The sequence below is a fragment of the Wandonia haliotis genome (assembly GCF_039523435.1).
In the GTDB taxonomy this organism is placed as follows: domain Bacteria; phylum Bacteroidota; class Bacteroidia; order Flavobacteriales_D; family Crocinitomicaceae; genus Wandonia; species Wandonia haliotis.
Genome location: NZ_BAAAFH010000003.1, coordinates 997,947 through 1,016,831 on the forward strand (window position 1 = coordinate 997,947; position 18,885 = coordinate 1,016,831).

Here is an 18,885-nt window from a genome sequence, read left to right on the forward strand (position 1 = left end):
TCTAGGTTTTGCTTCGCCAAAGTTATCTTTTTTCCAATAATTCTCTATAATAATCCTCCATATTCTTTACCAAACGGGTATAATGGAATTGTTCTCTTACGTGATCCCATCCATTTTGTGACATTTTTTCGCGTAATTTTTGATCTGTGATCAGTTTTTTCAGCTTTTCAGCATATAATTCAAGGTCATTTACCGGAACAATAAAACCTGTTTTCTCATTTGCGACAATGTCTTTGACTCCTCCCACATCTGTTGATATAACCGGCAGACCTCCAGCCTGAGCTTCGATAAGGCTGACAGGAGTACCTTCATTTTTTGAGGTAAGAGCAATGATGTCCATTCCGGAGTTGAATTCTCCGATATTCGTTATCCATGAAGTCATCGTTATGAGCTCCGGGAAATTTGTATTTATTGCATTTACACGCTCGCGAATTGCTCCGGCCTCAGATCCATCTCCGACAATGAATACACGAATGGGGAGCTTCTCTTCACGCATTATCCTTTCTATTACATTCAGAAAAAAATCATGGTCTTTAATAGGAGCCAGCCGTCCTACAATGGCGATAGCAACTTCATGGGGCTGAATCGTATATTTTGCCCGTATTGCAATGCGGTTTTCCTCGTTGTTCACCCTGAATTTGTCAAGATCAAACCCCAGAGGGATAATTTTGATCTTATCTGCGGAACAGATGTTGTGAATTTCACTAAGTTCATGTTTCTGTTGCTCACTTATGGCAATGATTCCTGTCGATTTTTTAGCAAGATTCCGTTCAATTTTTTTGAAAAGAGTGGTTTTTGCTTTTCCGAAGTAAGAATGAAATACATGTCCGTGAAAAGTATGTACGATTACAGGGACTTTACACTTGTAAGCTGCTCTCCTACCTAACGCTCCTGCCTTTGCAGCATGCGTGTGAACAATATCCGGTTTGAATTCACGAATGATTTCTTTTATCTTTTTATAAGCCTTTCTGTCTGACTGAAAATTGGGGTTTCTTTGTAATTCATCGATGATAATGGGTTGTACTCCATACTCCTCGAGTATATGAAGAGAGTCCGTTTCTCCTTCATCGGGAACTCCCCCGATTAGTAAAGTTTCAAATTCATCACTGATAAAACGAGTCAGGAAAGTGGCGTTATACGTTGGACCACCGATGTTAAATCTGTTGATAATGCGTAATACTTTCGGCATAAAATCTGTTATCTTCTTTTGAGATACGTTGATCGGACGGATTTAGATACTAAAAAGTTGTCTTTTTTTTGATCCGGGTAATGAAATGCTGGATTTGCCAACTATAAATTTTATTTTTGAAGTATGAATAGATGGGGTGTTTTAGTAGGGGTGCTGTTGCAGGTAGTGGTTGGTTTTTCTCAGCAGCAGAGTACAAATTCAGTAGAGACAGCTCTGAAAACATTTGTTGCTCAGAAAGATTTGTCAGGAGCTGCTATTTCTTTTCATGCAATTGATCTGGCTTCCGGTGCAACGATTGCCACGCATAATAGTGAAATGGCAATTATTCCCGCCAGTACAGTTAAATTGTTTACAACTGCGACAGCATTTCAGCGATTAGGTCCTTATTTCCGACCTGAAACCAAACTGTACTACACCGGAACAATATCAGAAGAAGGTGTTCTTACAGGGAATATTATCATAAAAGGGGGAGGAGATCCCACGCTCGGGAGTAAGTATTTTACCAAAGACGGTGAAGAACGAGATTTTTTCCACGATTGGGTAAAATCAATTCGTGAATTGGGAATCACAAAAGTAGATGGATATGTGCTTGCGGATGCTTCTGCTTTAGGCTATGACGGAGCTCCAGCGGGATGGACCTGGAGTGATATGGGGAATTATTATGGAGCATGGCCTTCGGGGCTGACCCTCTTTGATAATATGATTAAATTATATTTTTCTACTTCTGATACTGCCGGAGATAGCTCAAGTCTGGATTGTATCGAACCTTATATCCCTGGTTTATATCTAGAAAACAGAGTACAGTCGGCAAGTGTGAAAGGAGATAATGCGTATGTCTTTGGAGCACCTTATTCGAAAGATTGGTTTGTTGAAGGTCGCTTGCCGTTAAAGCAGGAAGATTTTATGGTGAAAGCTGCTAACCCAGACCCTGAGGAATTGTTTGCATTAGAGTTTACATCCGCCTTGAAAAATTCAGGAATTGATGTGAAATATCATTATCAGACTATGCGAAAAAATCAATCCTTTCGGGATTTGTATTACGATAGTGCTGAGCTGATAATGGAGTATAAGGGGAAGGATGTTACCAACATTGCATACTGGGTAAACCAAAGGAGTGTAAACCTCTTTGCAGAACATTTGGTTTGTCTGATTGGATTGCAGAGATTTGGTCAGGGCAATACATCCAATGGTGTTCAGGCAATGGTAGATTACTGGGCGAACAAGATTGATGTCTCTACAATCCGTTTGACTGACGGAAGTGGTCTTTCCCGGTCAAATGCCGTGTCAGCTAAACATTTTACTTCATTATTAAAGTATATGAATAAAGAAGGTGCAGCCCAGTTTGAGAAATCACTTCCGATTGCCGGAAAGTCCGGTACTCTTGCCAGCGTGTGCAGGGGACAGTCTGGTCAGGGAAGAATTTTTGCCAAGAGCGGAACCATGTCGAGAGTAAAGTCGTATGCAGGGTATGTAAATACGAAGTCAGGAAAAAAACTGGCGTTTGCAATTATTGTGAATAATCATACCAATTCATCTTATTCGCTTACACGAAAAATGGAAGCTATATTTAATGCCATGGCTAATTTTTAATGGATTATCCGTATATTTAACCATCTGAAAAAAGAATGAAAAAATGAAAAAAGGAACGATCGCAATTTTGGTTATTGCAGCATTAGGATTAATCATGTACTTCTGGGTAGTTGGAATCAACAATAAGGCGGTTCAATTAAACGAAGGTGTTTCTGAAGCCTGGGGGAATGTGCAGACATCTTATCAGCGTAGAAATGACCTGATTGGAAACCTCGTAAAAACAGTGCAGGGAGCCGCTGATTTTGAGCGATCCACCTTACAGGCGGTAGTGGAAGCCCGGGCAAAGGCTACTTCTGTTTCTATTGATCCTTCCAATATTACACCGGAACAATTGAATGAATTTAATCAGGCGCAAAGTGGCGTAAGTAGTGCGCTTTCGAGGTTGTTAGTGACTGTAGAGAAGTATCCGGATATTAAATCGAATCAGAACTTCCTGAAATTGCAGGATGAATTGGCAAGTACAGAAAATACGATTCAGACTGCCCGGGTACGATATAATGAAGCTATAAAACCTTACAATACGCATATCAAGCGTTTCCCGAATTCTATATTTGCCGGATGGTTTGGGTTTTCAGAGCGACCATATTACGATGCTGAACCGGGAGCCGAAAAGCCTGTAGATGTAGAATTTAATTTCTGATAGGCATGCCGGAGACACTGGAATTTCTGACATATAAGGACGAGGAAGAGGTGATCACTGCGATTCAGGAAGCAGAGAGTAATACTTCCGGAGAAATCAGGGTGCATCTTGAAAAGCGTTCGGAAAAAGACCACTTTGCAAGAGCAAAAGAAGTGTTTGACGAATTGGGGATGCACCAAACGGACCTCAGAAATGGCGTGTTGATTTATGTGGCTATTGAAGATCATGTATTCTATATTATTGGAGATAAAGGAATAAATGATTTGGTTGAAGATGATTTTTGGGATTGTACAAGAGACACCATGCTTACTCATTTCAAATCAGGACGCTTCAAGGAGGGGTTAATTGCCGGTATCCTGAAAGCCGGAGAGCGTTTGAAAGAGTTCTTCCCGGATAATGGAAAAAATGAAAACGAATTATGCGATACAGTCTCAAGAAGTTAATGTGTAAGCAGTTCCTTATCGTTTTTCTGTTCTCTTTTTTGGTGACAGGTATAGTAACTGGACAATATACTATTCCTGAAAAACCTAAAGGTGAAAAGCAAACAGCAGTATATGATTATGCAAACGTTTTTTCAGAGAAAGAGAAAAATGATTTGGAAGACTATCTTATTCAGTATGCTGATACTACTTCTACCCAAATTGTCGTAATTACGATTAAATCGGCGAAAGGAGAGAATATTGGTATGTTAGCTCCCCGATGGGGACAGGAGTGGGGTATTGGTCAGGCGGATACAGATAATGGAATTGTGATGCTAATCGATATCGGGGGACGGGATATGTGGATTTCTCCCGGATACGGATTAGAGGATAAGCTTCCTGCCGGAGTTGTTGGGGAAATGGTGCGTAATACTATTATTCCACATTTTAAAAAGAAGGATTATTATAAAGGCGTCAGGGCAGGAATTGATGAAATGATTGCCCGGATTGCCGGAACCTATAAAGCAGACGGAAAGAAAAAGAAAGATAATGGCGGAGCTGTGCTCATTATCATTTTTGCTTTTGTGATCTTGTTTTTCCTGTTTTCGAGAAGAGGTGGCGGAAAAGGTCCCGGGGGACGCGGAGGTCGTGGATTTGACGCAACCGATGCCATTATTTTTGGTAGTATGGGAAGAGGTATGTTTGGTGGCGGTTCTTCGGGCGGAAGCTTTGGCGGAGGCGGCTTTGGTGGTGGCTTTGGAGGCGGAGGCTTTAGCGGTGGTGGAGCCGGAGGAAGCTGGTAGGAGCGTGAACATATTGCTATTTTCGTTGTTGCTAGAATAAAAGCAACGAAAATGGTGAAAATAACGCGTCATTCCGGAATTTATACCTTAGAGTCTGAACAGTTTTTGAAAATTTCCCTTAAAGAGGCCTGGGAATTTTTTTCTTCTCCGACAAACCTGACCCGGATTACACCTGAATATATGGGGTTTGAAATTACCTCTCCGTATGAAGAGAGAGCTTTTCCCGGACAGATTATTACGTATAAAATAGGAGTACTCCCCGGTGTAAAATCCAACTGGGTGACAGAAATAACACAGGTGGTTGAAAATCAGATGTTCGTGGATGAGCAGCGATTCGGACCTTATGCTATGTGGCATCACGAACATTGGTTTACGGAAACAGATGATGGAGTAATGATGTTCGACAGAGTTTCCTACAAATTACCTTTTGGAAGGTTGGGTAGATGGTTTCACTTCCTGATCGAAAAACGTTTGATAGCTATTTTTACTTTTCGTTATAAGATATTGGCATCACTTTTTTCCTGAAAAAGTAAGGGTTTTCCCTGTTTTTGTGTTTAAAATCAAGTGTTTACTTTGTTTTGGTATGGGGTTTGAGACTATTTAAGCCAAATTAAAAATCAAAACACATGAAAACAGTAGTTACAATTTTAATGGTATGGTTGGCGGGGATTACAATGGCTCAGGAAGCGGGAGTTTTCTATTTGTACGTCAGAGCAGATGAAACACTTATTGAAGAACACAAAGTTGAAACGACAAGTGATCGTCCCGTTTTGACGGGCTATAGTATCGGAATTAGTATTCCCGACGAATTGCTGGAGACTGTAAAGCAAGTGACAGCAGAACTGGTTTCAGAAAAACTGGGAGTTCAGTCCGGAATGTTGTATGTCAGCAATAAAAAAGGAAAAGAAAAAGTAACGGCAGGTACTGAGTTATTTCCGGGAATGCCTTTTGTGAATAAGGGGACAGCGATAAAGACAGAGGAGAAAAAGTATTATGTGCATATTTATGCTGACATCAGAGCACAGGGAAGTGTGTCAACGAATTTATCCAAAACTAAAAAACGTAAACCGATGATTGAACTGCGACTTACCGTGTGTGATGCATCCGGGGAAACGTATTTCAAAAATAAAGCTGTGTTACGTGATTTTGGAGTGTTACAGTCATCTTCCCGAATAAAAGGTAAAGTGAAGGTGATCAATGCAGAAGTGCTTACACCCGAGTCTATTGTAGGTATGTACATTGCTGCTCTGGAGGCGAGTCTTTTCAATGAGTGAAAATAAAAAAAGGTAGGGACTATCCCTACCTTTTCTATTCTACATTTACAAAGATTTATTCTTTAATCCATTTAATAGTTCTGTCTTCTGTATCCGTACTGATCTTTGCGAAATACATTCCTTCGGAAAGGTGGCTTACAGAAAGATAAGTTGCCGGACTGGTAAGCTTTCCTTCGTACACTTTTTGTCCCAACGCATTGAGTAGGATAAACTCTCCATTAGATGGTGTGTGTATGGTAAGTTTGTCTGAAGCTGGATTCGGAAAAAGCGCAATTTCCTTTTTAGAAATGGGTTTTCCGTTTGACAGAACTTCATCACACGAAGAGGAAATCTGTGAATACGCGTCTTTTAATTCGTAGATATTTGTAATGAGGCTTTCTACCGGAGAAAAAAGATGTTCATACATACTGCTTTTGCCGTAAGAGATAACAAAACTGGACGAGTGACTCTCTCCGGATGGAAGATCTACAGGAGTGTAGCTTGCAAATCCTCTTCGGTCTCCGGGAACTCCTCCTGTCGTTATCTCCGTACGTCCGGTTTCGTAATATCCGTCAAATACATAGTCGTGTTCAAGAGGTGTTCCATCCGGGTTTCTTCCATTGAAGAGATTATACAGTTCCATAACTGTCCAGTTACTTTGAAACGGATAATTAGTATAGCTAAGGTCTTCATTCAGGGCAGTAAGTCCCAAAGCAGGAGGATTTGCTCCGTATCCGGTCACCCCCATAAATCCCTGGTCAATCGTTCGTCCATTGTAAAAATAGAGAGTGGAACTTTCTGCATCCGTCCCGATGAAATCATCGTCAAAACCACCTATGTCTCCATCCATCAAAATACCAAGAACAAAATCGGTGTAATCAGTTTCGGATCGGTTGAACGTCTTCACTTCCATAAAAGTAGCATTATTAACTGCTTCACTCGCTGAATTGAGTTGATACACCATGATGTGCGTTTCCAGTCCTACACTGGGTAGCCCTTCGGTTTGTAAGTCCGGTTTTTGATCATTCATAATGATATAACAAGCCCGGTCTCCCTTAATACAAGGAAAATCTCCGTTCTGAGGTGCATAGATACCATCTCCGTCAATATCTTCGAAAGGTGCAAGTAACCACGTTTCTCCATTTTCCTGATCTCCATGTGCAGGCCATTCCAAAAGACTTCCGGGGATTGTATAGGAAGGAGACGTGTAAGAATGAATGTGGTTCGAGATTTCCGTTCGTGATACACATGAAATACTAGGTGTTACTGATACATTGTAATTATCTCTTACAGGACCTCCTGACCATACACTTATCCCGTATAAGCTTTTGCTAAAGTGAACTGTTTCATTAGGATCTTTTGCTGTATAGTTAATATTAAGACCAAACATTGCACCGGTACCTTCCTGCCTGGGAACAATATAACCGGATTGATCGTTAAGGACATCATTAAATAAAAAGCCATTGTCTGCGATATGGGCTCTGACATTATTTTGTTCGAGAGTTGCTGTTGCTACACCTTGTGCCTGACTTACGCTAATAGAAGAAAACAGGGCAATTGTAAAGTAAAAATGCTTCATGTGTAAAAGTTTAATTGAGCAGTAAATTTAACCTTTTCAGTATCGGAAAAGAAGTAAATAGGATCAGAATTACTGATGTTTCTACCAGTCAAAGTAGTTGACTGGTTTTTCTTTAAATCGTATATTGCTTAAAAACAACGGATATGAAAAAGTTTTTCTTGCGTTTATTGCTGGTGATCGTGTTTTTGATTGCCGCTTTATTGATTACTGCCCTTTTTGTGAAAAAGGAGTATTCGATCGTTCGAAGTGTTCAAATGGAAACACCTAAAAAGGTAGTTTATGAGTATATGGCAGACTTTTCAAACTTCTCAAAATGGAGTCCCTGGGCGGAAATGGACCCTGACATGAAGGTTGAAATTACAGGAGAAAAGGGAGCAGTTGGAAGTCTATATGCCTGGGAAGGGAATGATGACGTAGGAAAAGGGAAAATGGAGATCATCCGTTTAACGGAAGATTCAATTGTTATCCGCCTCAACTTTATAGAACCGTTCGAAAATGAAGACATTACCTATTATGTGATTTCAGATGAAGGAGAAGGTACAAAAGTAGAGTGGGGAATGCAGGGGAGTTCTCCATATCCATTTAATCTGATGATGTTCGTAATGGGAATGGAAAAACAAGTAGGAGCTGATTTCGAAAACGGACTGGGTAAATTGAAAAAAGAACTGGCCGGGCTAAAAGCTATAAAAGGTGATTTTGAAATAGAAGAAATTGATTTTGAACCCCGTTATTTTATCGGAAAAAGAGATACATTGATGTTCTCCGAAATGGGAGCGTTCTACTCGAATAATCTGGGGGATATTTATGCCGGGATTTTAGAACGGGGGTATGAGTTTAAGGGGGCACCTTCCGGGTTATTCTTTTCATGGGATGAGGAAAACGATCGTACGGATATGGCGGCGGCAGTTCCGATTACTCAGGAGAGGAGTATAGGAAACTTTGAAACGTGGAAGCTGGGAGGAAAAGCATTACGAATCGTTTATTTTGGTGATTACGAAGGTTCGGTTAAAGCACACATGGCTATGGACAAATATATTGAAGAACATAAATTACAGGTGAAAATGCCTGTGATTGAGGAATATGTTACAGATCCGATGACGGAGCCTGATACTTCGAAATGGCAGACCAATATTTTCTACCTTGTGGAATAACATGATAAACGGAATCCGCTTCTTCTTACAGAGGCGGATTCTTTTATTCAAAAACGGCTTTTAAACTCATGTCAAGTGAGCGAAAGGAATGAGTCAGAGCTCCTACTGAAATAAAATTCACTCCTGTTTCGGCATACGATCGAATTGTTTCTTTTGTGATTCCTCCCGAAGCTTCTGTTTCATAGGCTTTCGGAATCCGGGTCAGTACCTTTTTAATTTGCTCCGGTGTAAAATTATCGAGCATAATACGATCTACCTTTCCTACCTGCAAAACCTGATCCAGTTCGTTTTCATCACGAACTTCTATTTCGATTTTAAGATTCTTCCCATTTGCATCGAGATAGTCATGAACACGCTCAATTGCTTGAGGAATGCCTCCTGCATAATCAATATGATTATCTTTAATCATAATCATATCATACAATGCAAAACGATGATTATGCCCTCCTCCGATACGAACAGCCCATTTTTCCATGTAGCGAATCCCCGGAGTTGTTTTTCGGGTGTCGAGTAGTTGACAGGTTGTTCCCTGAATAAGATCAACCAGTTCCCGTGTTTGTGTGGCAATTCCACTCATTCGTTGCATGAAGTTCAGTACCAGTCTCTCGGTTGAAAGAATAGATCGTGAAGAGCCCTTCAACTCAAAAACAATATCTCCTGGTTTAACCCATTCTCCATCCTGAATGAATACGGTAACTTCCAGAGACGGATCAAACCGTTTAAAGATGCGATCAGCTAATTCTACACCGGCTATAATTCCTTCGTCTTTTACAAGTAGTCGTGCTGTTCCTTTTCCTTCAACGGGTACACAGGCCAAAGAAGAATGATCTCCTTCTCCGATATCTTCACGCAATGCGTTGTCAATAATCTCGTCTATCATACTTTTGATTTGAAAAGAAGACCGATTAGTCTTCCTCTACGGATAACTGTTCAATTTTAAATGAATTGCCGTTTTCTTTCAGCGTAATGGTTACCCTGAATTTTTTACTGCCGGCTTCAAGAATCCCTACAGCGTAAGCAGAGCTGCTTTTTGCATTCCCTTTAAAAATGAGCTTAAAGGAATTCGGGCGGTTTTTGGAGAAAAAATCGCGTAGTATCATTTCAGCCTGAGAGCGACTGTACATACTTTCTTTTTTGTCTATATCAAGTAATAAACGATCAGAAGCATGCGCAACGATTGATTTTTCGTCTCCGTTTTGAAAAGCCCGTTCAAGGTCAGTATATAATCTGTCCTGACTGAACAAAGAGCCGCTCAGAACTAAAAATGTAACTATGACCGTTAAAAATTTCATTACTTTCTTTTCTTTGATAAGGTTGTCAACAAATACTATGCCGATAAATACGCCATCTAAAACCGTAGGAGCAAATGTACAAATATTTGTCAATCCTGCAGCCCGGAGCAGGTCAACACTGTAACAGGAATTGTTTTACGAACCAAAAAATAATTGTAAATTAGTTTCCGGATGATGAAATTAGCTTCTATACTACTGCTGACGATACTTTCGTTTTCGTTATGTGCCCAGGAAATTCCAGATCATGAAGGAAACTTTAAGTTTTTGGAGAATAAGGGACAATGGCCTGATTTTGTATTGTTTCGTGCGGAATCCAAATACGGAAAAATGTACGTGGAGCAGGGAAGGATTCTCTATCAGTTCGTTGATATGAAAGAAATGCGTCACGCACATTTTAATGAAGTAGAAACTGCTCCTGATCTGAAGCAAGAATTAATTATAGCTCGTTTTCAGGGGGCGAATGAAGTGACAGCTATAAAAAAGACAAAACCTTCCCGGGAATATTATAACTTTTTTATTGGAAATGATCCCGACCGATGGGCTTCAGAGGTAAGAGGCTATGCAGACATCGTTTTAAACGAACTATATGAGGGAATAGATCTCCGGCTGAATAATGAAGGAGACGTTTTAAAATATGATTTTATTGTTGCTCCTCATGCCAGTCCAGATCAGATACGGATTGAATATCCGAATGCGGAAAAAGTATTATTGACAAAGGACGGAGGACTTAGAGTGAAAGGGAAACTGGGCCTTATTGAGGAAAAGAAACCGTACGTATATCAGGTAAGAAATGGTAAGATTGTAGAAATCCCTGCTGCTTACAGGCTTGAAGGGAATATCGTGACCTATGAACTGGAAGAATATGATGAAGCCTTAGAATTGATTATTGATCCGGCTATGATTTTTGCCAGTTATAGTGGTTCAGAATCGGATAATTTCGGAATGACAGCTACGTATGATTCTAATGGAAGTCTGTACTCAGGAGGAATTGCTTTCGGGAATAGTTATCCTACAACAGCCGGTGCTTATGATGAGAACGGAACATTTACTCAGGTCAATGCAGCGGCAAATCAGTCTTTGAGGTATGGGATTACAGATATTTTTATTTCGAAGTACAGTGCCGACGGAACGACAATGGTTTATTCGACCTACATAGGTGGTGGAGATGACTTTGGAGGAACAGAGGTGCCGCACAGTATTATTTGTAATGACAATAATGAGTTGTATTTCTTCGGAACAACCTCTTCCGATGATTTTCCCTTGGTTAACCCTGTTCAGGCTGTTTTCAACGGAGGTCTTTACAGAGAGTTTACCTCAAACGGAACCCACTTTTGGGGAAGTGATGGAACAACCAACTCAGGAGGAACTGACCTTGTTGTGGGAAAGTTATCATCTGACGGAAGTACACTTATGGGAGCTACTTATATAGGAGGATCAGCTAACGACGGTTTGAATTATAACGAATCCGGTGCAGTAAATGGAAATTTCTTTGGTGGTTTACTGTATAACTACGGAGATCCTTACAGGGGGGAAATCATGCTGGACGACGCAGGGAACTGCTATGTGGTAAGTTGTACCTATTCAACTGATTTTCCTCTGGTAAATGCAGCCCAACCGACTTATGGAGGAGCTATGGACGGTGTCATTATGAAATTTTCACCTGACCTTGCTACTCTTTTACAGAGTACGTACTGGGGAGGAAATGGCAGAGATGCCTGCTATGCAATTAAATTTGACAGTAATAATTCAATTTATGTGGCCGGCGGGACACGGTCAGGTGATTTTACTACCACACCGGGTGTAATACAACCCAATCACAATGGTGTTACTCAACCGGATGGATTTATAACCAAATTTGATGCTTCCGGAACCTCTGTTTTGAGTTCTACTCTATTAGGAACTCCTGCATACGATCAGGCTTTTTTCCTTCAGATAGACCGCTACGATGATGTATTCGTTCTGGGGCAAACAACAGGGAGTATAACGCCTTCAGCGGGTGTGTATGGAAATCCGAACAGCGGACAGTTTATTATGCAATTAACTACTGATTTGGATAATGTAATTCGTCAGACCGTTTTTGGAAACGGGAACAGTTTGGTGAATATCTCTCCGACCGCTTTTCTGGTTGATGTCTGCGGAAATTTATATGTATCAGGTTGGGGGGCAGGTATTGCAGGAAGTCTTCAACAAGGATCTCCTCTGAGCGGAATGCCTGTAACATCCGATGCTTATCAGCAAAATCACGGTGACGGATATAATTTCTACCTGATCGTCTTGTCGCGTGAAATGGGAGGTTTGTTGTATGGATCGTACCTGGGAGGAGGGCAGGCTCAGGAGCATGTAGACGGTGGAACCTCCAGGTTTGATGAAATGGGGATTGTATACCATTCGGCATGTGGTGGTTGTGGTGGTCATAGTGATTTCCAGACATTTCCTCCTGATGTATGGTCTTTGACAAATGAAAGTGATAATTGTAATAATCTGGTCTTCAAATTTGATCTGGAAATTGTTCCCAAAGCAGAATTTACCGTAGACCATACGGAAGGGTGTGCTCCTTTTACAGTTCAGTTCCAGAACTTCAGTTCCGATTCAACCAATTATGAGTGGGACTTCGGAGACGGAGTAACCTCTACGACAGACTACAATCCGATCTACACTTTCAATACACCGGGTACGTATGAAGTTACATTATACGTTCAGGATACAATCTGTTTATTAACAGACAGTGCAAAAGTCTATGTGACAGTTCATGATTCCTTATTGTTGGATATTACTCCTGATACGATTGTCTGTGGTGCAGCTCAGGTTCAGCTTTGGGCAAACAGTTATGGAACAGGAGATACATTTTTGTGGAGTTCACAACCCGATTTCTCAGACACGCTCAATAGCTACCCAACGGATTCACTTGCAACTGTATTTCCGGATGAAGATGCGACATACTATGTTCAGGTAACGAATGCCTGGTGTACACGTACGGATAGCATGCAGGTGATATTCCTGTCGGAGGTACTTACGTATGACTACCCGGACACGGTGTGTGCGGGAGATAGTTTTAGTATTACCGCCATTAACTCACTTCCATCCGTATCTTTTACATTTGATTGGGCTCCGGACTCGGTGATCGTTAGCGGGGATGGTGGTTCTACTATAACAGTTCTACTGGAAGAATCTCAGGAAATTACAGTAGAAGCAACTACCAGTACGGGATGCAGTCTGTATGACACATTGTATATTACGGTTACAGATCTGGACGAAACGCAACTTTCTGCTTTTGCAGAACCTGATACATTACCGGTTGGTGGGCAAACAACGCTTACCGGGGAGGCTCCTTCCGGAGTGACTACTTCCTGGATACCACCGGGTCAGGTAAGTTCTCCGGGGAGTTTGATTACAACGGCTACGGTATATGAAGATACGGATTTCTACTTCGTTGTCTCAGATGGCTACTGCACTAAAACGGTATTGGTCCCGGTGAAAGCTCTTGAGTTTATCTGTGACGAACCCTACGTATTTGTTCCAAATGCATTTACACCGGATAACGATAAGACAAATGACATACTTTATGTCAGAGGTCCGTATGTATTTGAAATGATCTTCCGGATCTATAACCGTTGGGGAGAAATGGTATTTGAATCTACCGATCAGTCCTCCGGTTGGGATGGAACCTTCAAGGGCAGAGCTTGTGATCCGGATGTCTATGATTATTATCTGGATGTAAAATGTATTGATGGACAACAATCCATTATAAAAGGTAATGTAACACTGATTCGTTAATGAATACCCTCCTGAAATATCTGGTAGCAATGGCTGGTATTTTACTGGGGAGTTATAGTCTTTCCCAGGATATTCACTTTTCACAGTACATGCACAATCCGTTGTATCAGAATCCCGGAAATACCGGGTTTTTCAGAGGAGACTACCGGGTTAACATGGCATACAGAGATCAGTGGCGATCAGTAACCGTACCCTTCCAGACTCTGTCTTTATCAGGAGATAATGCAGGATTTATCAATGGAAAGCTGGCGGTTGGTTTCTATTTTGTACATGATGTAGTAGGAGATGGAAAATTTCGTACCATCGATTTTTTACCTTCTTTGGCCTATCACATCCGGCTGGATAAGAAAAAGGGAGAAAATAATGTACATAGCTTGCGTCCGGGGATTCAGTTTGGAGTAAACTCAAGAGAAGTCCAACCGGGAAATTTTTCATGGGATACACAATACAATGGTTATTATTATGACCCGAGTTTATCAGGACAGGAGATCTTCCAACGTGAAAGTTATACCAACTTTGCTTTGGGGTTCGGAACGGTATATGAATGGTTCACCTCCTCGCGTAAGAACTTTAATGTCGGATTCGCATGGTACAATATGACCCGTCAGAATCAGGGGTTTTTCGGGCAAAAAATCCAACGGGATATGCGTTTTACTTTCCATGGACGGGGACAGTTTAAAATCGGGCTGGACTGGGATATTATTCCTTCCTTTTCTATGAATTTTCAGGGGAAATATCATGAACTTATTTTTGGAAGTCAATTGCGCTACATCCTGAAAGAGAAAAGAGGGGAGTATATGGCAATGTACTTCGGTGCCTTTTCCAGAACGCGAGATGCAGCTTACCTGATGGTAGGAATGGATTATCAGAACTGGTTTGCAGGCTTGAGTTATGATATTAATTTTTCCAAATTAGTTCCGGCATCACGTGTGCGCGGGGGAATTGAAATAACACTGCAATACATTTTAAAAACGTTTAAACCTAAAAAGGTCAATCATCGAATATGTCCCGTTTACATTTAATTTTCATACCTTTTTTTCTGTTGACTTTTTCCCTGTCCGGTCAGACGGAGCTGAAGCAGATTTTGAAATTTGCAGAAGAACAGTACGAAAAAGGAGACTATTATTATGCCAAAGAGTACTACGAAAAAGCTTTGTTGTATGATTCCTCTTCGGTTTCGATTTTGTGGAAATATGCGGAGACGTTGCGGGCTTATCAGGATTATCCTAATGCTGCTCGTTATTATGGAAAAGTCTATGAAAAGGAAGAGGCCCGGTTGTACCCGAATAGTCTCATTTATTACGGGATGATGCTGAAACAAAGCGGGAATTATGAAGCTGCTCTCGAAGTATTTAAAAGAGCTAAGAAGAGGTATGCGAGAGATAAACGGGGATTCGCCTATAAAAAATCCCGCGAAGAGATTTCAGCTTGTGTTTGGGCAAAGTCGACCATTGATGATTCGGCAGATGTTGTTTTTACTAACCTTCCGGAAACGGTCAATACCAAAAATGCTGAATTTGGTCACCTTGTTTTTGAAAATAAGCTGTTGTTTTCATCCCTGAGAGCCGATTCTGTGCACACGAACGAAGAAGTCTACGAAAACGATTATCACACGCATTTGTATTATTCGGACAAGCAGGACGATAAATACACACGTGCGGATGTCGTAAAAGAGTTATTTTACAAAAAGATGAATTCAGGGAACGGTTCTTTCAGTCTGGATGGAAAACGGTTTTATTTTAGCTTGTGTTCCGAAGGTGAAGCTACCTATCGCTGCAAAATAATGGTTGCCCGGTATGAAGACGGTCGATGGGCTGATATTGATTCATTAGGTGAAATTATTAATGAGCCGGGAACGACTACTACTCAACCGGCGATTGGGGAAGTGATGGGGGATGAGTGGCTGTTCTTCGCTTCAAATCGAGAGGATTCAAAAGGAGGAATGGATATTTACTTCAGTGTGATTAAAAACGGGAATCAGTATGGAAAGGTAAAGAATTTTAAATCGATTAATACAATGGGGAATGAAGTAACCCCCTATTTCGACAGAGAAAATAAAGTATTGTATTTTTCGAGCGATTTTCATGAAGGATATGGAGGTTTTGACGTGTTCGAGGCACGATTTGAGAATAATGAGTTTAGCAAACCGAAGAATCTTGGTGTGCCGGTAAACAGCCCGGCGAACGACTTGTATTATTTCACGTATGGAGACACAGCCTATGTCTCCAGTAACCGGATAGGATCTTTATTTTCGAAGAATCCTACTTGTTGTTCCGATATTTTTAAATTATACCCTACACCCGAACCGGAAATAGAGATTCCCGAAGAAACGCTGGAGGAATTAAATGCACGACTTCCTGTTACGTTATATTTTCACAATGATATTCCAAATCCAAGGTCCTGGGATACGACGACTACCGTGAATTATATTGATTCGTACAATGACTATACGCAAATGCTTCCTACGTATCAGAAAGAGTACGCCAAAGGACTTGGGTCGGAAAGAGCGCGTGATGCAGAAGAGGATATCGAAGATTTCTTTATTGAATATGTTGATCAGGGCGTAAGAGATTTACAGCTGTTCCGTGATTTATTACTCAAGGAATTACAGAAAGGAGCAAAGATTAATGTTCAGGTGAAAGGATTTGCTTCGCCTCTGGCAAAAACAGATTACAATGTGAACTTAACCAAGCGTCGGATAGCTTCACTGGTAAATTATCTCCGGGCGTATGAGGGAGGTGTTTTTGCTCCGTTTATGAAAAATACAGCGGAAAACGGAGGACGATTGGTGTTTACAGAAATTCCTTTTGGAGAATATGTAGCGGATCAGTTGATCAGTGATAATCCAAACGATAAGAAAAACTCCGTGTATTCAAGAGCGGCTGCGATGGAGCGAAAGATTGAAATACAAAGCGTAACATTTATCGTCGAAGAGGACAGTCTGATACAGGCATTGACGGCTGAAAAACGTATAATAGATGCAGGGGTAAGAAAACCGGGAGAAAAAATTGAAGTGGAATTCAGTATCCGTAACCAAACGTCTGTTCCGGTTAAAATTACGGCTGTAACAATTCCATGTAACTGTATCGCTGTCCCTGAATTTGATCGTGAATTCTCACCCGGTGAAACCGTCCGGTTTAAAGCCACGCTCGATACATCCGACTTCATGGGGCATACCGTAAAATCCATCGAAATTACGACCGGATATGCGCAAAACCTTGAGCTAATGATTTCCGTAGAAGTGAAAGAATGAACTGGACGAAATAAGAGAAGCCTAATAAAGTTGCAATTTTTTTGTGTTCGACATGATTTTTTTCGGTAGAGTAGTTTATAATTATCTTGTTCTGAGTCCTGTATGTTTTCTTTGTTTTTTTAGATGTATTTAGGGCTTCGAACTAATTTATAATATTCTATTTTTGCAAAAAAAATATACACATGAAAAAAACTTTAACACTATTCTTAACCTTTTTTCTAACAGGCTTTTTGTTTTCTCAGCATGTTTTTTTAAATGGATCGTATAACGGACAACATTCAAGTTCTTTAATAAATGCTTCGAATTGTTTTATAAGCAGTATTCACTTAACTGTTTCTACAGCTTTAACAGATCCAGTACAACCAGCGAATACTACATATGAATGGACATGGTACAGAAATAATGTTCAAATACACAAAACTTCTTCTGGTACTGCTAATGCGTACACAATTCCTCATAGCCATTTAAATCAACCGGGAGAATATAAGGTGAAACTTACCATTAATGATTACTATGTTTCATGGTCAAACTCACTTACTGTTAACCTGACGGGGATTATTAGTCCTTATGGTGCGGATAACATCAGTGGTCGAGTTGTATCAGGAGACTTCAATCGAAATGGAAAGAAAGATAATTTGGCGGCATTCTACAGGTATAGTAAGTTTTCTACTGCTTTGCATGTTTGGAATGGGGAGACCGATGGTTACTTGAGTTATGAAGGAAATGACGGTTGGTGGAAATCAGATGATTATGAGGCAGGGCAGTTACTTCATGTCGTTTCCGGAGATTTTGATCGAGATGGATATGAAGATGATATTGCGGCTATTTATGACTATGGTAACTTTATGACAAGAATTCACGTTTGGACATCAAATGGTAACTCATTTACGTTTCATGGAAGCGCAGGATGGTGGTACGGAGGAAGCTATGATGCTACTAAATTAGTAGCTTTTGTTGCTGGAGATTTTGACCATGATGGATATGTTGATGATCTGATGGGATTCTATGATTATGGTAACTTCACGACCAGAGCGCATGTCTGGCTGTCTACAGGAAGTGCTTTTGTTTCACAGGGGACATCGACAGGATGGTGGTCTTCTAATCAGTATGATGCGACCAAAATTTCTGGTAGAGTAGTTTCAGGAGACTTCAATAAAGATGGTTATAAATCAGATATTATAGCTTTTTATGATTATGGTAATTTTGTTACAACGGCTCATATGTGGTTGTCGAATGGATCATCATTATCGATGCAGGGGGGAACAGGAGGTGTTTGGACATCTAATAATTACAGTGCATTGAAAATAACAAACCGTTTAGTGAGTGGAGATTTTAATTTAGATGGATTTGAATCTGATGTTGTAGCTCTTTATGATTATGGAAGTGCTACAACAAGAGCTCATAGATGGTCGGCAAATGGGAGTAACTTAAATTATTCTGGGCCAAATGGAATTTGGTATTCAAGTCAATATGATGCTACTAAAATTACAGACAGAATAGTTTCAGGTGACTTCAACTCTAATGGTAGCAATTCAGATATTTCGTGTTTTTATGATTATGGTAATTTGTCAGTTCGAAACCATGTTTGGTTGAATAACCAGTTTCAAGGAACTAGTGGATGGTGGGAAGTTTGTAACCCGGTATTATCAAAAAGTACATTAGGAACTTCAATAGAAGATGTTGTTATTGAAGGTGAGACAATCCTTTTCCCAAACCCTGTGGTAGGATCGCTTTCTATAAAAAGTAGCAAAGGAATGTCTTCAGTTTTTATTTTTGATAATCAAGGAAGGCTTGTTGCAGAATTTGAACCGAAATCGGGAGCTGAAAACGATGATGTTCTTCTTGATCTAAGTCATATTAGTTCTGGTCTTTTTATGGCTGTAGTAACTTATGATGACGGAATAACAGAAAGCTTTAAGCTTGTAAAAGAATAATATTATAT

15 protein-coding genes are annotated in these 18,885 nt (G+C 40.5%); 11 read left to right on the forward strand and 4 right to left on the reverse strand.

The features are described from left to right. Positions 1 to 22: 22 nt before the first annotated feature. Entirely contained in the window at positions 23 to 1,189 is a 1,167-nt protein-coding gene (locus tag ABDZ97_RS05045) for a glycosyltransferase (protein WP_343785479.1), read from the reverse strand. Positions 1,190 to 1,312: 123 nt separating this feature from the next. On the opposite strand from ABDZ97_RS05045, the gene dacB reads away from it, so the two are divergent. The 6 genes from dacB to ABDZ97_RS05075 all read left to right on the forward strand — a co-directional run bounded on the left by dacB (position 1,313) and on the right by ABDZ97_RS05075 (position 5,915). Then, complete coding sequence (dacB, locus tag ABDZ97_RS05050; RefSeq protein WP_343785480.1) at positions 1,313 to 2,779, forward strand: D-alanyl-D-alanine carboxypeptidase/D-alanyl-D-alanine endopeptidase; 1,467 nt, start codon at positions 1,313 to 1,315, stop codon at positions 2,777 to 2,779. Between the two features lie 43 nt (positions 2,780 to 2,822). Further along, a complete protein-coding gene (locus tag ABDZ97_RS05055; RefSeq protein ID WP_343785481.1) occupies positions 2,823 to 3,419 on the forward strand; it encodes a LemA family protein in 597 nt (198 codons plus the stop codon). Between the two features lie 5 nt (positions 3,420 to 3,424). Beyond that, entirely contained in the window at positions 3,425 to 3,862 is a 438-nt protein-coding gene (locus ABDZ97_RS05060; protein ID WP_343785482.1) for a TPM domain-containing protein, read from the forward strand. After that, positions 3,838 to 4,641, forward strand: a complete 804-nt coding sequence (locus ABDZ97_RS05065) for a TPM domain-containing protein (protein ID WP_343785483.1) — start codon at positions 3,838 to 3,840, stop codon at positions 4,639 to 4,641. Before ABDZ97_RS05060 ends, ABDZ97_RS05065 begins: the two co-directional genes overlap by 25 nt. Before the next feature lie 51 nt (positions 4,642 to 4,692). Then, complete coding sequence (locus tag ABDZ97_RS05070; RefSeq protein WP_343785484.1) at positions 4,693 to 5,166, forward strand: SRPBCC family protein; 474 nt, start codon at positions 4,693 to 4,695, stop codon at positions 5,164 to 5,166. A 101-nt stretch (positions 5,167 to 5,267) separates the two neighbouring features. Next, positions 5,268 to 5,915 carry a hypothetical protein gene (locus ABDZ97_RS05075; protein WP_343785485.1) on the forward strand — a complete coding sequence of 216 codons (648 nt, stop codon included), beginning with the start codon at positions 5,268 to 5,270 and terminating at the stop codon, positions 5,913 to 5,915. 55 nt (positions 5,916 to 5,970) lie between these two features. Here the strand turns inward: ABDZ97_RS05075 and ABDZ97_RS05080 are convergent, their stop codons facing one another. After that, a complete protein-coding gene (locus ABDZ97_RS05080) occupies positions 5,971 to 7,473 on the reverse strand; it encodes a T9SS type A sorting domain-containing protein (protein ID WP_343785486.1) in 1,503 nt (500 codons plus the stop codon). A 143-nt stretch (positions 7,474 to 7,616) separates the two neighbouring features. On the opposite strand from ABDZ97_RS05080, the gene ABDZ97_RS05085 reads away from it, so the two are divergent. After that, a complete protein-coding gene (locus ABDZ97_RS05085) occupies positions 7,617 to 8,624 on the forward strand; it encodes an SRPBCC family protein (protein ID WP_343785487.1) in 1,008 nt (335 codons plus the stop codon). A 43-nt stretch (positions 8,625 to 8,667) separates the two neighbouring features. On the opposite strand, the gene nadC is transcribed toward ABDZ97_RS05085, so the two are convergent. Together nadC and ABDZ97_RS05095 are read right to left on the reverse strand one after the other, a co-directional pair. Beyond that, positions 8,668 to 9,504: a carboxylating nicotinate-nucleotide diphosphorylase gene (gene nadC / locus ABDZ97_RS05090; protein ID WP_343785488.1), complete on the reverse strand. Its 837-nt coding sequence runs from the start codon at positions 9,502 to 9,504 to the stop codon at positions 8,668 to 8,670. Between the two features lie 25 nt (positions 9,505 to 9,529). Continuing rightward, positions 9,530 to 9,916 (reverse strand): DUF4783 domain-containing protein, encoded by a 387-nt coding sequence (locus ABDZ97_RS05095; RefSeq protein WP_343785489.1) that lies wholly within the window; start codon positions 9,914 to 9,916, stop codon positions 9,530 to 9,532. 171 nt (positions 9,917 to 10,087) lie between these two features. On the opposite strand from ABDZ97_RS05095, the gene ABDZ97_RS05100 reads away from it, so the two are divergent. The 4 genes from ABDZ97_RS05100 (at position 10,088) to ABDZ97_RS05115 (ending at position 18,877) form a co-directional block, all read left to right on the forward strand. Continuing rightward, positions 10,088 to 13,690, forward strand: coding sequence for a DUF7948 domain-containing protein (locus ABDZ97_RS05100; RefSeq protein WP_343785490.1), 3,603 nt, complete (start codon positions 10,088 to 10,090; stop codon positions 13,688 to 13,690). Continuing rightward, positions 13,690 to 14,712, forward strand: a complete 1,023-nt coding sequence (locus ABDZ97_RS05105) for a PorP/SprF family type IX secretion system membrane protein (protein ID WP_343785491.1) — start codon at positions 13,690 to 13,692, stop codon at positions 14,710 to 14,712. Before ABDZ97_RS05100 ends, ABDZ97_RS05105 begins: the two co-directional genes overlap by 1 nt. Beyond that, positions 14,694 to 16,943 carry a DUF1573 domain-containing protein gene (locus tag ABDZ97_RS05110; protein ID WP_343785492.1) on the forward strand — a complete coding sequence of 750 codons (2,250 nt, stop codon included), beginning with the start codon at positions 14,694 to 14,696 and terminating at the stop codon, positions 16,941 to 16,943. Before ABDZ97_RS05105 ends, ABDZ97_RS05110 begins: the two co-directional genes overlap by 19 nt. Before the next feature lie 182 nt (positions 16,944 to 17,125). After that, positions 17,126 to 18,877, forward strand: a complete 1,752-nt coding sequence (locus tag ABDZ97_RS05115) for a T9SS type A sorting domain-containing protein (protein WP_343785493.1) — start codon at positions 17,126 to 17,128, stop codon at positions 18,875 to 18,877. Positions 18,878 to 18,885 lie beyond the last annotated feature (8 nt).

What these genes read in the sequence shown, in the direction of transcription:
- ABDZ97_RS05100 (WP_343785490.1), top strand. Translation starts at nt 10,088, where the DNA reads ATGATGAAATTAGCTTCTATACTACTGCTGACGATACTTTCGTTTTCG.
- ABDZ97_RS05065 (WP_343785483.1), top strand. Translation starts at nt 3,838, where the DNA reads ATGCGATACAGTCTCAAGAAGTTAATGTGTAAGCAGTTCCTTATCGTT.
- dacB (WP_343785480.1), top strand. Translation starts at nt 1,313, where the DNA reads ATGAATAGATGGGGTGTTTTAGTAGGGGTGCTGTTGCAGGTAGTGGTT.
- ABDZ97_RS05055 (WP_343785481.1), top strand. Translation starts at nt 2,823, where the DNA reads ATGAAAAAAGGAACGATCGCAATTTTGGTTATTGCAGCATTAGGATTA.
- ABDZ97_RS05105 (WP_343785491.1), top strand. Translation starts at nt 13,690, where the DNA reads ATGAATACCCTCCTGAAATATCTGGTAGCAATGGCTGGTATTTTACTG.
- ABDZ97_RS05075 (WP_343785485.1), top strand. Translation starts at nt 5,268, where the DNA reads ATGAAAACAGTAGTTACAATTTTAATGGTATGGTTGGCGGGGATTACA.
- ABDZ97_RS05045 (WP_343785479.1), bottom strand. Translation starts at nt 1,189, where the DNA reads ATGCCGAAAGTATTACGCATTATCAACAGATTTAACATCGGTGGTCCA.
- ABDZ97_RS05070 (WP_343785484.1), top strand. Translation starts at nt 4,693, where the DNA reads ATGGTGAAAATAACGCGTCATTCCGGAATTTATACCTTAGAGTCTGAA.
- ABDZ97_RS05080 (WP_343785486.1), bottom strand. Translation starts at nt 7,473, where the DNA reads ATGAAGCATTTTTACTTTACAATTGCCCTGTTTTCTTCTATTAGCGTA.
- ABDZ97_RS05115 (WP_343785493.1), top strand. Translation starts at nt 17,126, where the DNA reads ATGAAAAAAACTTTAACACTATTCTTAACCTTTTTTCTAACAGGCTTT.
- ABDZ97_RS05110 (WP_343785492.1), top strand. Translation starts at nt 14,694, where the DNA reads ATGTCCCGTTTACATTTAATTTTCATACCTTTTTTTCTGTTGACTTTT.
- ABDZ97_RS05095 (WP_343785489.1), bottom strand. Translation starts at nt 9,916, where the DNA reads ATGAAATTTTTAACGGTCATAGTTACATTTTTAGTTCTGAGCGGCTCT.
- ABDZ97_RS05085 (WP_343785487.1), top strand. Translation starts at nt 7,617, where the DNA reads ATGAAAAAGTTTTTCTTGCGTTTATTGCTGGTGATCGTGTTTTTGATT.
- ABDZ97_RS05060 (WP_343785482.1), top strand. Translation starts at nt 3,425, where the DNA reads ATGCCGGAGACACTGGAATTTCTGACATATAAGGACGAGGAAGAGGTG.
- nadC (WP_343785488.1), bottom strand. Translation starts at nt 9,504, where the DNA reads ATGATAGACGAGATTATTGACAACGCATTGCGTGAAGATATCGGAGAA.